Origin of the sequence: Curtobacterium sp. NPDC090223 (genome assembly GCF_044746585.1) — a bacterium.
Lineage (GTDB): Bacteria > Actinomycetota > Actinomycetes > Actinomycetales > Microbacteriaceae > Curtobacterium.
In genome coordinates, this window is sequence record NZ_JBIVCN010000003.1 from 38,289 (window position 1) to 50,594 (window position 12,306).

Here is a 12,306-nt window from a genome sequence, read left to right on the forward strand (position 1 = left end):
CACATCGCCGACGGGACCCGCGACGACCGCTGCACGGCATCTGATCTGCAGTCACCGCTGCGCGGCGTCGTCCGAGGACGCCCGACCGATCGTGACCCGCCCGGCGAGGACGGCGAGGGCGACCTCGGCGATCGGGAGCTGGTTCCGTCGTGCGTGGCCGCGGAGCAGGGAGAACGCGGTACCGAGGTCGACGCCGTTGCGGTTCGCGACCCACCCCTTCGCCTGTTCGATGACGGTGCGACTGTCGAGGGCCGCTTGCAGCTGCCCCTGCGTCGTCACGGCGTGGTCGATGGTGCGTTGCTGGACGAGGGAGATCGTGGCGATGTCGGCGAGCGCGCGCGCCGCGGTGAGGTCTTCCTCGTCGAGCGCCCCGGCGGACTCGTTGAACAGGTTGAGCGACCCGATGACGGTCGCTCGGACCCGCAGCGGGATCGAGTGGACCGCCGCGTACCCGGCGTCGGCCGCAGAGCGGCAGAAGTGCGGCCAGCGCGTCCCAGCAGCCCCGAGTTCGGGGATCGAGACCAGGTCGCCTGTTCGTGCCGCCTCGAGACACGGACCATCGCCGACCTCGAGTTGCAGCAACTCGAGCAAGCCGCTGTGGTGGCCGACCGAGGCGGCGATGTGCAGCCGCCCGTCCGGCCCGAACAGCATCAGTCCGGCCGCGTGGACGTCGAACAGGTCCGCCGACTCGTCCACCAGGAACTGCAGACGCTCCGCGAGGTCCGGTTCACTGGTGACCCCACCGACCAGTTCGGTGATCGTGCGCAGGAGACGGCGTTCACGGTCAGCACCCATCGGGTCACTCCAGATGCTCTGATCAGAAGTGGCCGATCGTGCGCTGCTCCAGCAGTCGAAGACCGCGTGCGACCACCGTACCGGCCGGAGATGCGAACCCACCGGGCGAGTCCGCCCCGTGCATCCGTCCTGATGACCCGGCGCTACTGCGATCGCAGTACGTGGGCAGGTCGCCGACTTGGTCAGATGGTTCCGTCCCGAGCCGCCCGTGCTCGTGACGTGAGGAGCACCATGCGCACCGTCGTCGTCACCGGCCCCGGATCCGTCGAGATCCGCGACGAGCCCGTCCCCGAGGTCGGCCCTGCCGACGTCCTGATCGCCGTCAAGGCGTGCGGGGTCTGCGGCTCCGACGCCTTCTACGCTGCGCGCGGTGGCATCCCGCCGCGCGAGGGCCACACACCGCTCGGCCACGAGGTCGCCGGCGAGGTGGCCGTCGTCGGCGACGCGGTCGAGGGCATCGCCGTCGGCGACCACGTGGTGGTGAACCCGATGGGCGACCCTCGCGGGATCATCGGCAACGGCGGCCCCACCGGCGGCCTCTCCGAGTTCCTGCTCGTCGAGCAGGCCGTGCTCGGCACCAGTGTCGCGATCGTCCCGGACGTCCTCCCCTGGCAGGTGGCCGCGCTCAACGAGCCGATGGCGGTCGCCCTGCACGCCGTGAACCGGACCGCGCCGCGGCCGGATGACAAGGTCGTCGTGTTCGGCGCGGGTCCGATCGGGCTCGGCGCCGTGATCAGCTACAAGGCACTCGGCGTCGGGCACGTGGTCGTCGTCGACGTGATCGCGTCGCGGCTCGAGAAGGCCCTGCTCGTCGGTGCCGACGCGGTCGTGAATTCGGCCGAGGAGCCGCTCGACGAGCGGCTGATCGCACTGCACGGCGAAGCACGGGACGGCGTCGGGCACGGCGGGAAGGCCGGCACCGACGTCTGGCTCGACGCCGCCGGGGTCCCAGCGACGGTGCAGACGGCGCTGCGACTGGCGAAGCACCGCGCGATGATCGGCGTCGTGGCCGTGCACAAGCGGCCGGTGGAGGTCGACTTCGGTGACCTGCTGGCCGTCGAGCCGACGATCGTGACGGCGATGGGGTACCCGACCGAGATCTTCGACGTCACCGAGCACATCATCGCGAACCCCGAGGCGTACACGCGGATCGTCAGCGACGTCTTCCCCGCGAGCGACGTGCTCGAGGCCCTCCGGGTGGCGGCGACCCCGGGCGCGGCCGACAAGGTCGTCGTCACGTTCGACTGATGGCGGTGCGCAGGCAGGCGGCCGTCCGGTACGCGGTCGCGGTGTGGCGGGACCGATCGCGGCGCGGGCTCGTGCTCGCTGTGCTGTCGGTACCGGGCAGTCTCGTGATGGCGGGGTGGAAGGTCGTCCTGTTCTGCGCGGCTCCGTCCCTGTTCCTCGCCGCGACCGTGGTCTTCACGCTCGGGGTCGCAGCCGCGAAGGTCTGGGCCGTCCGTCGGCACCGACAGTCGTTCGCGTTCGATGCGGCGAACGGCGACCGGATGCGGTTCAGGCAGGCCGGTCACCGGTGGATCGGGGGCGCGGTGTCCGCGATGTCGGTCGTGTTCGTCGGGTGCAGCGTGCCGATGCTCGTCGGGCGAGCGCACCCGGTGCACCACGACGAGTGGGTGGCGATCGTCATCGCGGCCGCGACGTTCGCGGAGCTGGGCATCGGGGTCTGGGGTGCGGTGACCGCACGCAAGGACGGGGAACCACTCGTCGAGGCGACGAAGCTCGTGAACGTCGCCGCCGCGGTGGTCCTGCTCGTCCTGACCCAGTCGGCGCTGCTCTCGTTCGCGGGCAGCGCCGAGGACGCCGCCGCGTCCACCGGTGCGAGCGGGGTGTTCCTCGGCGGTGTGGCCGCGGCGATCGGACTCGCGATGGTGCTCCGGCGGTTCCCGGTGGTTCCGCGGGCCGTCTCAGTCGACCAGGCCGGCCTGGAACGCGAACGCGACGAGCTGGGCTCGGTCGCGGGCGTCGACCTTCGCCATGGCGCGGTTCACGTGGGTCTTCACGGTGAGCGGTGAGAGGAACAGCTCAGCACTGATGGCGTCGATCCCCTGACCTCGGCTGACCATCGCGACGACGTCGCGCTCGCGAGCGGTGAGTGCTTCGAAGCGCCGGGTCATCTCGGGGTCGACGGAGGACGCCGGTGTGCGAGCAACCTGTCCGATGAGCGCCGCTGCGGCCGCCGCGGACAGCGCCCCTCCTCCGGCAGCCACCTCCTCGATCGCCGCGACGAGCTCTCCGGGCCCGGCGGCCTTGCTGAGGAAGCCGTTCGCTCCGGCACGCAGCGCCGCGAAGACGAGCTCGTCCTGGTCGAAGGTCGTCAGCATGACGATCCGCAACTCCTCAGCGGTGCGTTCGGCGCGGATCCGTCGGGTCGCCTCGACCCCGTCGATGCCCGGCATCCGGATGTCCATCATGACGACGTCGGCCGGGACGGACAGCGCAGTCTGCACGGCGGCGAGCCCGTCCGCGGCCTCGCCGACGACCTCGAGGCCGTCCTGCCGGTCGAGGATCGCGCGGAGACCCAGTCGGATCATGTCCTGGTCGTCGACCAGGATGAGGCGGGTGCTCATCGTGCTCCGTTCGTCGTGGGGAGGTGGACGCGGACGATGAACAGCACGCCGTCCGCCCCGGCCTGGACGGACCCGCCGACGGCGGCGACGCGCTCGCGCATGCCGACCAGGCCGAGGCCGCCACTCCGGGCCGCGACGGGATCGTCCACCGGGGTCCGGCGGCGGGCGTTGCTGACCTCGAGCACCAGGTCGTCGCCGTTGCGGGCGAGGGTGATGGTCGACCGGCCCTCGCCGTGCCGGTGGGCGTTGGTGAGCGACTCCTGCAGGACCCGGTAGATCGTCACACCGATCGGCGCGGAGACCGGGCCGACGTCGTCCAGGCGCGCATCGACGTCGAGGCCGACCCGTTCGTACGACGCGATGAGTCCGGGGAGCTGCTCGATGCCGGGGGCAGGAGCCGTCGGGTCGTCGAGCTCGGCGCCGCTGCTCGACGCCGAGCGCAGCACGGTCAGGACGTGCTGGGTCTCCGTCAGGACGTTCCGGACGCCGTCGCGAGCGGCGCCCAACGCGCGCCGGGCATCGTCCGCGCCGGCGGGCAGGGTGACCTCGGCGACCCCGAGCTGCATGCTCACCACCGCGATCTCGTGCCCGATGACGTCGTGCAGGTCCCGCGCGATCCGCACGCGCTCCTCGGCGACGCGGCGTTCGGCCTCGAGCTCGCGCGTGGCGACGGCATCGGCGGCGCGCTGTTCCAACGACGCCCGGTACTGGTGCTGGACCCGCAGCCCCGAGCCGATGGCCGCCGCGGCGACGACGGAGATGAGGGCGCCGAGGGCAGTCGGCACTGCGCCGCCCTCCCCCGGTGCGAGGAGTGTGCCGACGACCACGCCGGGTGCGACGATCGCTGCGGCGCGGACCGGGTGCCCCTCCCGCGAGGAAACCGCGAACAGCAGCAGCACCGCGCAGCTCCAGGTCACGATCGGCGGCCACCCGGACACACCACCGAGCACCGGCGCGACCGTGGCGAGACCGAGCGCCGTCCACGGGGTCCACGGCGCCGCGACGACGGCGAGCACGGTCGCGGCGACCGCGATGCCGGGCCCCGGGCCGGCATCGGCGGCGATCACCCGACCCGACTCGATCGCGCACGCGATCAGCACGACGGCAGCCGTGCCGCGGAACACCCAGCGGTCGTCCGGACGCCACGAACCCCAGATCGTCCGCAGTCGCCGCATGCACTCATCCTGTCGTGCGCGGCCCCACTCCGGCTACTGCGAACGCAGTAGCCGGAGGTACCACCGATCGGTGACGTCCCATCGCCCCACCGCCGGGACGATCGACAGCAGGCCGGGACACTCCGGCCCCGACCGGAGGAACCACCATGACGCTGACCACGACGAACACCGCTCCCACGACCTACGACTACTGCACCGTCGACGTCCCGCGCGGGAAGGACGCCCTGTACGCAGACACCTACCGCAACTTCGGCTGGATGCCCGACGGCTCGGACCGCACGGTCGGAGCGAGCCGGGAGCGTGTCCTCCGTCTCCGCCGCGACCGTTCCGTCCGCTCCGTCGAACTGACCGAGCTCCAGCAGAACGCCGAGACCGCCCTGGCGACGATCGACTCCCTCGAACGCTCCCGGACGACCGCGGCGTCGGTGGTCGCCTACGCCCTCGGCGCGATCGGCAGCGTCCTACTGGCCGCTTCGGTGTTCGCCATGCAGGACACCGTGGCCGTCCCCGACCTGCTCGGCGGGCTCGACCCGGTCACGGTGTTCCTCGTCGGAGCCGGCGGCCTGGTCAACTGGGCGATCGCTCCGGTGGCCTTCCAGCTCGTCCGTGCGGCGCGCACCAAGCGGGTCCGGCCGGCCGTCGACCGCCAGTTCGACGTCGTCTACGGCGCGTGCGAGGCGGCCAGTCGCCGCCGGACCGTCTGAGCGCGGGCTCGAGCCCCGATGACGAACACCACCGCCCGGACCGGTGCCGCTCTCCTGGCGCCGGTCCCCGGCCACCTGGAGACCCGTGTGCTGTACGCAGCGACCGCGTTCGTGCCGCTCTACCGGCACACCCTGGAGCAGTTCGGCTGGACGGTGACCGTCCAGGGCGAACGGCTCGGCACGACGTCGCTCCTGCTGCAACGTCTCCGCACCCGGACCGACCCGGCACGACCCATCCTCGAGCGTCGTGCCGAGCGTGCGCTGGCCCGGATCGCCGCCCTCGAGCACCAGCCCGCCCGGCTCGCCGGTCTCGTCGGCATCGCCGGCTCCGCGGTCGCCGTGCTGGCGGTGGCGCTCGGCGGTGTGCTCGCCCTCGGCGGGGATCCGACGCTCGTCCCGGTCCTCGTCGGCGCTGGCGTGTGGATCCTGGCAGTGGCCGCAGCGCCCGGCATCCGGTCCTGGCGGACCGAGCGGAACCAGGCTGCACTCGCCCGGGAGTACGCCGCCGTCGACGCGTGCACGCACCCGCTCGTCGGGAGGTGACGACGGCGGAGCCCCGGACGCAGCGCACGAGTGAGAACGGCAGCGGCTCTTCTCGTTCACCGGCCTCGTCGAGCCGACATGCCACGAGGCTAGGACCAGTAGTCGGCCCGCACCACCAGGAAGCCCTCGTCGACCTCCGACGACAGGTTGACCGTCCGGGGGTCCCACATCGTGCCGTGAACGCGGTGGCCGAGCTCGGTAGCCAGGTCCTCTGCGGTCGACCCGTCCGGAGGGTGAACCGTCAGGAGCCGCCAGCACCCGCCGGAGCCGCACTCGATGTCATCGTCCACGACCGCGGACCCCGACGGGAGCGCGACCACGGACGCGGACGGCACATCACCCTCGGTCGCGAACAGGAACAGGGCCCCTGCGTGCACCACACCGGGATTCTTCGCTGGCTGTCCAGTCGACGGTCACTGTTCGGGGTCTGGCTCACCCGCCGGCTCCACCGCCGCGTCCGCCGCCGTTCGAGCCGCTTCATCGCCCCACTCCGTGTGGGCTGCGATCTCCTCTTCGTAGCGAGTATCCGCGCAGAAACGGAAGGCCCAGCGCCACGACCAGACCAGCTACGTACACGATCACCGTGGACCGGCTGTCCGGGGTGTCTGAGTAGTTCGACCACCGGATTCCGAACACGACCTGCACCAACGGACCCAGCGCTGCGATGACTCCGCCCGGTAGCACGCTGAGGAGCCATGCCCTGCGCCATGGTCGTTCCTTCCCGCCCCACCGTATGACCGCGCCAACTGTCGCACCGATCGCGATCCCACCCCAGAACCATGACGCCCCTGACATTCGCCAACCGTCGTGTGTCCACCACGCTTCGATCAAGGCAGTCGTGCGTTCCCACGCGTCGGTCCGGACGTATCTTCCGGAGGACACCGGCAGCGGCCAGCCGATGATCGCAAGAACCCCAGTGACGGCAGCCACCAGCCCGAGCAGCCATCGGACCAGCCGGCGATTGTCGACTGGTTCGACGTCGAAAGACTCGATGCTCACGATCGGAGCGTATCGACCACTCGGGAGCCGAGGTCGAATCTGCAACACCGGAAGCTGATCGATCTCCAACCCCCATTGCCACGGCCGTCGACAACTCCGACCGCGAGTTCGTCCTGATACGGACTGTCCGGATCAGTTCCGCCGCTCATCGTCTTCCGCCTCGTCCAGGGCGCCGGTCAGGCGTTCACCGCCACGTGCTGCATCGCCTTCGCAGCCGACCTGCTCCCCCGCGAACGACCATCGGCAGCCCTTGATGACCGCGATAGAGAACGCGTCGGCGTCCGGAGCGAGTCGGACCGATGCCGATTCGGGCGGCTTGCCATGTTGTGGCCCGACGCTGACCAGAAAGCCTCAGAGCCTGTAGAGGACCTTCGAGCAGTCTGGGTGACGGTCGAGACCTGCGTGGCTGAGCGGACGGGCTGGCCTAGCGTTTCTCGATGAGGTCCTGTGCGTGACGGGGGCTGACCCCGTCGGCAGCCGGACGGAGCGTCCGCACCACCGGAGGAGGAACACGGATGAACGCCAACCCACGCACCGCGCTGTGGTTCGCAGCACCGGTCGTGCTCATCGCCATCGCGGTGGCGATACTCCTGTTCGACCTGCCCGGCTTCGCGTGGCTGTCGGTCCTGGTCGTGCTCGGTATCGCAGCCGCGGTGTTCGTCGTCTCGGCACGACGAGAGTGACCTCGGCAAAGGCGCACCCGCGAAGCGACTGGGCGCGGACCATCTGAATGAGACCGAGCACCTCAGACTCACGCAGGCCGGTAGGTCCTAGCGACCTGCCGCTCCTCGACTGCTCTGTCGAGGAAGGTCGTCACCGCAACAGCGACTGCACGGCGTTCCACAGATCGAACTGCTTACCGCCTGCGAAGAGCGCGCCGGCTTTCTTGTACCGGTAGTTGGTGGCGCCAGGCATGCCTGCGCCGAGCAATCGGACACCGCCGACCAGGCGACCATCATCGGCGCTCGTCACCTTCCAATCCGAGGGAGAGCCGACTGGTGGGCCTTCGCAAGTGACCACGTAGCGGTGTCCCGTGTCGGTCTCGACTTCGAACTGCTGTGCATGGTCGAGGTCGGCGTCGCGGTCCTGCGTTCGGCCCTGCACTGTCACCGTTCTGATGTTCGCTTGCACTCCTCGAGCTTCCTCGCTCTTCGGCGCTGGCGTCCGGGCAGGGATCGACCATCACGACGCCTCCGTGTGAGGCGATGCCAGGCCGGGAGGGCCGCAGGGCGCGGCCCTCCCGGCCGAGATCAGAGCGTCCGGGCGTAGTCGACAGTGGGGTACGGGATGAATCCGAGGGATTCGTAGAGCGCTCGTGCCGGCGCATGGAACTCGTCACCACCGGTTCCGATGTGCACCACAGTGACCCCCAGCTCTCCGAGGCTGGTCAGCGCGGCTGAGCAGAGCGCCCGCGCGACGCCGCGCCGTCGAGCGTCGGGGTGAACGGCGACCATCTCCAGCCGTCCGGACGATGTGCCCGTGGTGTTCCAGCCGACGTAGCCGACCTGCTTGCCGTTCTCTTCCGCCAATGTGATGAAGCGGCCGTCATCGGGAGCGAGCAGGGAGGAGACCTCGTGGCGGTAGTCGTCTTCCCAGTGCCCGTGGTCGTGCGCGGTGACTTCGGGCCGTAGCTCTACGAGGGAGCCGGCGAGGAGGGGCCGGAAGGTTTCGATCGTGAGTGCGGTGAGCGCGGGTAGGTCGAGCGGGGTGCAGTCGCGGATGTGCATGGTTGTGCTTCTTTCGTTGGCAGCCTGAAGGCTCCACGCCCGCGGTCGGGGTGGAGGAGAGCGACGGCCGAGGCCGTCCCTTCAGTGACGCGTGCGCCAGCTCGCGAAGCAGTCCATGTGACCACGGTATGCAGCGGGACTCAGCCGGGGAAGAGGTGCCCCCCTCATGCCGTACCGGCCAACCGTCCGCCATCACGACGACCCGCGGCGTCAAGCCCGGGTCGAGTCACCGCCGTTCCGACCCTGGGGTCCGGCGGTACCACTGAGACGGGTGTGTTCTGCGGTGTCCGTGAGTTGCCATCCGTAGTTCGTGACGACGACGTAGCTCTCACCGCGATGCTCTGCCCTGACTCGTCCAGATCCCAAACCGTCGGTGAAGACCTCCTCGTCGATCCAGGTCAGGAGTTGGCCGACCCAATCGGCAGCGCTCTCTGGTCGGGCGTAGACCCAGTACTGCGGTGACCCGGAAGCGGGCATCTCGACGAGCAGGCGAGCAGACTCGCCATCACGCTGAGTGATGCGCACGTCGACGACGTGTCCGCTTCGGAGGCGGACATCCGTGAGCTGATAATCGAGACGACTGCTCTTCGCGGGGTCCAAAAGACGCCAAGTTGCTGTGCGCCGCAGAGCGTCAACGATGGCCTCGTCATCAAGCATGTGCGGATTTTCCCATGCGTCCGGGCACCGATCCGTCAGCGGACGAGGGATGGACCACCGTCTCGAGGATCGTCGTCGGTACTCCCGACCGCCCCGGGTGTGGGTCCACTGCGCCGTTGAGCAGGTTGAATGAACCCATGCTCGAGGTGAGAACACGTGCCGCACGTTCTACGGCTCTTTGGACGGCCCCGGCACCGGTTGATCTGGTGCGTGAGCGGCTGCTCAACGAGATCGCACAGTCATCACGTGCACAACTGATGACGAGCACGAACGACGTCATCGAGGCATCGGTGCGTGGCAACGCGTTCTCGTGGGGTGAACGAATCACGGTGACGCTGACCCCGACCACCGGCGGAACGAGCGTGGCCGTCGAGACGCGACCAGTCATGCCTTTCACGCTGTTCGACTGGGGCGAAGGCGAACGGGACATACGCCTCCTGCACGCCGCGGCACCGGGAATGGACAGCGACTCGGGCCAGCAATCGGCCGTCGACGGTGCTCATTCCAGGCTCGGGAGAACGTCGAGGTTTGCGAAGCCCCTCGGGTGGTTCGTCGTATTCGTGGCCGGCGCCATGCTCGTGCTCGCGCTGGTCAACCTGGTGGTGAACACCGAACGCATCGGGTCATGGCTCCCACTCGTGGTCCTCATGCCGTTCGCGCTCATCGTCGTGCTGCGGGACCTCAGGCGGCGCTGAGGTCCCGCACATTCTGCCGCGAACTGATCCGTTGGCGGATCGGCGACTGATACCCGACCGAGGCGCCAGCCGTGTTCCCTTCCGCGTACGTACCATCGAGGCGTGAAGTGGTTCGTGGGACTCTCCTGGCTTCTCGGGCTGCCGTTCCTCGGACTCGCCGGGGTCGCAATCACCCTCATCACCTCTGCCCGCGGAGACGTAGGCCGCATTCTCGAGGGATGCCTCTTCGCTGCTGGCGCTGCACTGTGCGCCACTCTCATGGGCCTTGCGCAACAAGCAGGCAGGAATCGCGAGGCGGACGAAGCCATCGAGCGCAGTGCGAGATGGGATGCCCAGGAAGATCCGCTCTTCCGACGGTCAGCTGTCGAGGGCGATGCCCCACAGGATCAGCAGCAAACCCGCGACGGCCCACACTCCGATTCCTGACCAGAACCAAGGGACACGGGTCCCGCGCTCTGCTCTGGCCCGGCCGACCGATCGACTACCGAGGCACGTGAGCCGGTTCTACGAGCTGGTCACGCTTCGTGTCATCACGATGCTGTCGTAGCGCTTGCCGGGGAAGCGCACGTCGTCGACGTGTTCAAAGCCCCAACGTGCATACATGGCGACGAGGTGCTCGGCCGGTGCGGCAGTGTCGAGTCCGATCCTCGTGATGCCGTTCCTCATGGCCCACGTACAGGCGACGTCGAACAGCGTCCTGGCGACGGCGCGCCCCCGCAGCTCCGGCCCGACTGCGACTTGGCACAGCCATCCGGTGCCTGGTGCTCGAGCGTGCTCGGACAGCGATCGGACGTCGTCCGGTGGAGGCACGGACATCGTCATGCTCGCAGCGATCCGGCCGCCGTGTTCCACCACCCAGCAGACGCCTTCTGCCACCCGCTGGCGGGTCGTCTCGACATCCTGGGTCGCTGCGGTGAAGTTCAATCCCGCATCCTGCAGCTCTCGATAGGCCGAGTTCAGAAGAATCGTCAGCTCCGCGGCGTCTTGGGGGCGGAACGGACGCGGCTCGACGTTGGTGGACACCCGGCAAGCCTAGGATGCTGCCTCACGGCGGAACGACCAGGCCCGCACCGCCCGGCTCGGGGTCGGCTACCGGGCAGTGTGTGCTCGATCGTGCAACACCGGAGTCCACGGGGTGTTCGCCCTCGCCGGCGTCTGCCATGCTCACCCCATGTCCACGAGCCCGACGACCGATGCGCGGCACGGCGGCACACGCCGACTCGGACCAGTGTCGATCGACGGGCCTCGCCTGGCCGGGTGGACCGTGCTCTTCGTGGTCGTGCAGGCCGTCGCATCGGCATGGCAGATCTCGGCGACACAGCCCGGCGTGCCGGACCGCGAGTTCGACTTCCAGTCGTATCCGACATGGTGGCTGGCCGCGGTCAACGTCGCAGCCGCGGTGATCGGGTGGCAGCTCTCCGAACGGCTCGATCCGTCCGCACGGTTCGACCAGCAAACCCTCCTGCGATGGACCGTCAGAGTGATGGCCGCGATGACGGTGTTGGTTGTCGTCGCGCTGCCCGCCCAGATGGTGTGGGTGGTGTGGGCAGTCCACCACGGGGTGCTCGATCCGGTCACGTTGCCCAACGTCGTGCGAACCGTTCGACAGTTCTGATCGTCAGAGGCACGACGCACGACGCACGACGCACGACGCCCCGGATGTCTGCCGACTCCGGCTGCGGCGTATCACCTGGCCGCGCGCGGCCGTCGCGACCGCTGTCACCGCCGACGCCGTGGGGATCTCCGCGAACCCGGTCTTCCCGAACGTTCTCACCGCGACTCCGACCTCTGGACCTTGGAAGCCGGCGCTGGCGCTGACCCCGTTCCAGGAGCACCGCCTGGACCGCGGAGCAGCATCCGCTTGGGGTTCCTCTACTCGACGGCGATCGTCCGGAGCGGAGAGCACGCAGCCACCAGGACCGCACAGACGAACACGAGCGTCACGGCCAGTAGGGCGAAGCCATCGCCAGCGACGGTCATGAGGGCGCCACCACCCACTGCCCCCGCAGCCGCGAGGGTCCTGTTGGCGCTGCGCATCGTGCCGTTCGTCCGCCCGAGAAGCGCGTCCGGTGTGACGGTCTGGCGCAGGCTCATCTCGTTCGCGTTCTCGCAACCCGCAGCGAGGCCGTGCACGGCGAAGGCGACGAACCAGACCACGACAGTCAACGGCGGTGCTGCGACGCCGAGGCCGACGGTCGCGAGGGTGATGGCTGCCCACGCGATCGGGTAGGCGGCACGTGCGGCGATGATCGTCCGGCCGGCACCGAAGCGGGTGCCGAGGCGCGGTGCGGCAGTGGCGATCCGAACGCAGAGACGGTCGCGGCAGACCAGTACGAGCGGAACCCGGGCACTCGGCCCAGGGTGCTCACGTCGTCGGCCATGCGCCAACGCTGGCAGACCGCAACCCCACGAGCAAGGAAGGC

At 69.5% G+C, this 12,306-nt stretch carries 18 protein-coding genes; 8 read left to right on the forward strand and 10 right to left on the reverse strand.

Annotation, left to right across the window (positions count from 1 at the left end; translation table 11 throughout):
- Positions 1-51: 51 nt before the first annotated feature.
- Entirely contained in the window at positions 52-795 is a 744-nt protein-coding gene (locus ACIPJY_RS07605) for an ANTAR domain-containing protein (RefSeq protein ID WP_400462460.1), read from the reverse strand.
- 231 nt (positions 796-1,026) lie between these two features.
- On the opposite strand from ACIPJY_RS07605, the gene ACIPJY_RS07610 reads away from it, so the two are divergent.
- Together ACIPJY_RS07610 and ACIPJY_RS07615 are read left to right on the forward strand one after the other, a co-directional pair.
- Positions 1,027-2,043, forward strand: coding sequence for a zinc-binding dehydrogenase (locus tag ACIPJY_RS07610; protein ID WP_400462462.1), 1,017 nt, complete (start codon positions 1,027-1,029; stop codon positions 2,041-2,043).
- A complete protein-coding gene (locus ACIPJY_RS07615; protein ID WP_400462465.1) occupies positions 2,043-2,828 on the forward strand; it encodes a hypothetical protein in 786 nt (261 codons plus the stop codon). The genes ACIPJY_RS07610 and ACIPJY_RS07615 overlap by 1 nt, the downstream gene beginning before the upstream one ends.
- Here the strand turns inward: ACIPJY_RS07615 and ACIPJY_RS07620 are convergent.
- Positions 2,721-3,383, reverse strand: a complete 663-nt coding sequence (locus tag ACIPJY_RS07620) for a response regulator (protein WP_400462468.1) — start codon at positions 3,381-3,383, stop codon at positions 2,721-2,723. The genes ACIPJY_RS07615 and ACIPJY_RS07620 overlap by 108 nt on opposite strands.
- The gene (locus tag ACIPJY_RS07625; RefSeq protein ID WP_400462470.1) at positions 3,380-4,558 is read right to left on the reverse strand and encodes a sensor histidine kinase; all 1,179 of its coding nucleotides are present in this window, start codon (positions 4,556-4,558) and stop codon (positions 3,380-3,382) included. Before ACIPJY_RS07625 ends, ACIPJY_RS07620 begins: the two co-directional genes overlap by 4 nt.
- Positions 4,559-4,704: 146 nt before the next feature.
- Here ACIPJY_RS07625 and ACIPJY_RS07630 point away from each other — a divergent pair, with 146 nt between their 5' ends.
- The gene (locus tag ACIPJY_RS07630; protein ID WP_400462472.1) at positions 4,705-5,262 is read left to right on the forward strand and encodes a hypothetical protein; all 558 of its coding nucleotides are present in this window, start codon (positions 4,705-4,707) and stop codon (positions 5,260-5,262) included.
- 18 nt (positions 5,263-5,280) lie between these two features.
- Positions 5,281-5,805, forward strand: a complete 525-nt coding sequence (locus ACIPJY_RS07635) for a hypothetical protein (protein ID WP_400462475.1) — start codon at positions 5,281-5,283, stop codon at positions 5,803-5,805.
- 89 nt (positions 5,806-5,894) lie between these two features.
- Here the strand turns inward: ACIPJY_RS07635 and ACIPJY_RS07640 are convergent, their stop codons facing one another.
- Both ACIPJY_RS07640 and ACIPJY_RS07645 read right to left on the reverse strand, forming a co-directional pair.
- Positions 5,895-6,185, reverse strand: coding sequence for a hypothetical protein (locus ACIPJY_RS07640; RefSeq protein ID WP_400462478.1), 291 nt, complete (start codon positions 6,183-6,185; stop codon positions 5,895-5,897).
- Positions 6,186-6,282: 97 nt separating this feature from the next.
- Complete coding sequence (locus tag ACIPJY_RS07645) at positions 6,283-6,804, reverse strand: hypothetical protein (protein ID WP_400462481.1); 522 nt, start codon at positions 6,802-6,804, stop codon at positions 6,283-6,285.
- 515 nt (positions 6,805-7,319) lie between these two features.
- Here ACIPJY_RS07645 and ACIPJY_RS07650 point away from each other — a divergent pair.
- Positions 7,320-7,487: a hypothetical protein gene (locus ACIPJY_RS07650; RefSeq protein WP_400462484.1), complete on the forward strand. Its 168-nt coding sequence runs from the start codon at positions 7,320-7,322 to the stop codon at positions 7,485-7,487.
- 130 nt (positions 7,488-7,617) lie between these two features.
- Here the strand turns inward: ACIPJY_RS07650 and ACIPJY_RS07655 are convergent, their stop codons facing one another.
- From ACIPJY_RS07655 to ACIPJY_RS07665, 3 genes are all read right to left on the reverse strand, one after another.
- Entirely contained in the window at positions 7,618-7,935 is a 318-nt protein-coding gene (locus tag ACIPJY_RS07655; protein ID WP_400462487.1) for a hypothetical protein, read from the reverse strand.
- A 119-nt stretch (positions 7,936-8,054) separates the two neighbouring features.
- Positions 8,055-8,531 (reverse strand): GNAT family N-acetyltransferase, encoded by a 477-nt coding sequence (locus ACIPJY_RS07660; RefSeq protein ID WP_400462489.1) that lies wholly within the window; start codon positions 8,529-8,531, stop codon positions 8,055-8,057.
- Positions 8,532-8,741: 210 nt separating this feature from the next.
- Entirely contained in the window at positions 8,742-9,188 is a 447-nt protein-coding gene (locus ACIPJY_RS07665; RefSeq protein WP_400462492.1) for a hypothetical protein, read from the reverse strand.
- A 137-nt stretch (positions 9,189-9,325) separates the two neighbouring features.
- Between ACIPJY_RS07665 and ACIPJY_RS07670 the strand changes: the two genes are divergently transcribed.
- Positions 9,326-9,883 carry a hypothetical protein gene (locus tag ACIPJY_RS07670; protein WP_400462495.1) on the forward strand — a complete coding sequence of 186 codons (558 nt, stop codon included), beginning with the start codon at positions 9,326-9,328 and terminating at the stop codon, positions 9,881-9,883.
- 102 nt (positions 9,884-9,985) lie between these two features.
- Positions 9,986-10,309, forward strand: coding sequence for a hypothetical protein (locus ACIPJY_RS07675; protein ID WP_400462498.1), 324 nt, complete (start codon positions 9,986-9,988; stop codon positions 10,307-10,309).
- 78 nt (positions 10,310-10,387) lie between these two features.
- Here the strand turns inward: ACIPJY_RS07675 and ACIPJY_RS07680 are convergent, their stop codons facing one another.
- Positions 10,388-10,906: a GNAT family N-acetyltransferase gene (locus tag ACIPJY_RS07680; RefSeq protein ID WP_400462501.1), complete on the reverse strand. Its 519-nt coding sequence runs from the start codon at positions 10,904-10,906 to the stop codon at positions 10,388-10,390.
- Between the two features lie 241 nt (positions 10,907-11,147).
- Between ACIPJY_RS07680 and ACIPJY_RS07685 the strand changes: the two genes are divergently transcribed.
- On the forward strand, positions 11,148-11,498 hold the full coding sequence (locus ACIPJY_RS07685; RefSeq protein WP_400462504.1) for a hypothetical protein: 351 nt from the start codon (positions 11,148-11,150) through the stop codon (positions 11,496-11,498).
- 257 nt (positions 11,499-11,755) lie between these two features.
- On the opposite strand, the gene ACIPJY_RS07690 is transcribed toward ACIPJY_RS07685, so the two are convergent.
- Complete coding sequence (locus ACIPJY_RS07690; protein WP_400462507.1) at positions 11,756-12,271, reverse strand: hypothetical protein; 516 nt, start codon at positions 12,269-12,271, stop codon at positions 11,756-11,758.
- Between the last annotated feature and the right edge of the window lie 35 nt (positions 12,272-12,306).

Excerpts from the sequence above, each read along its gene's own strand:
- ACIPJY_RS07630 (WP_400462472.1), top strand. The coding sequence starts at position 4,705 with ATGACGCTGACCACGACGAACACCGCTCCCACGACCTACGACTACTGC.
- ACIPJY_RS07665 (WP_400462492.1), bottom strand. The coding sequence starts at position 9,188 with ATGCTTGATGACGAGGCCATCGTTGACGCTCTGCGGCGCACAGCAACT.
- ACIPJY_RS07620 (WP_400462468.1), bottom strand. The coding sequence starts at position 3,383 with ATGAGCACCCGCCTCATCCTGGTCGACGACCAGGACATGATCCGACTG.
- ACIPJY_RS07625 (WP_400462470.1), bottom strand. The coding sequence starts at position 4,558 with ATGCGGCGACTGCGGACGATCTGGGGTTCGTGGCGTCCGGACGACCGC.
- ACIPJY_RS07605 (WP_400462460.1), bottom strand. The coding sequence starts at position 795 with ATGGGTGCTGACCGTGAACGCCGTCTCCTGCGCACGATCACCGAACTG.
- ACIPJY_RS07615 (WP_400462465.1), top strand. The coding sequence starts at position 2,043 with ATGGCGGTGCGCAGGCAGGCGGCCGTCCGGTACGCGGTCGCGGTGTGG.
- ACIPJY_RS07670 (WP_400462495.1), top strand. The coding sequence starts at position 9,326 with ATGCTCGAGGTGAGAACACGTGCCGCACGTTCTACGGCTCTTTGGACG.
- ACIPJY_RS07660 (WP_400462489.1), bottom strand. The coding sequence starts at position 8,531 with ATGCACATCCGCGACTGCACCCCGCTCGACCTACCCGCGCTCACCGCA.
- ACIPJY_RS07610 (WP_400462462.1), top strand. The coding sequence starts at position 1,027 with ATGCGCACCGTCGTCGTCACCGGCCCCGGATCCGTCGAGATCCGCGAC.
- ACIPJY_RS07650 (WP_400462484.1), top strand. The coding sequence starts at position 7,320 with ATGAACGCCAACCCACGCACCGCGCTGTGGTTCGCAGCACCGGTCGTG.
- ACIPJY_RS07635 (WP_400462475.1), top strand. The coding sequence starts at position 5,281 with ATGACGAACACCACCGCCCGGACCGGTGCCGCTCTCCTGGCGCCGGTC.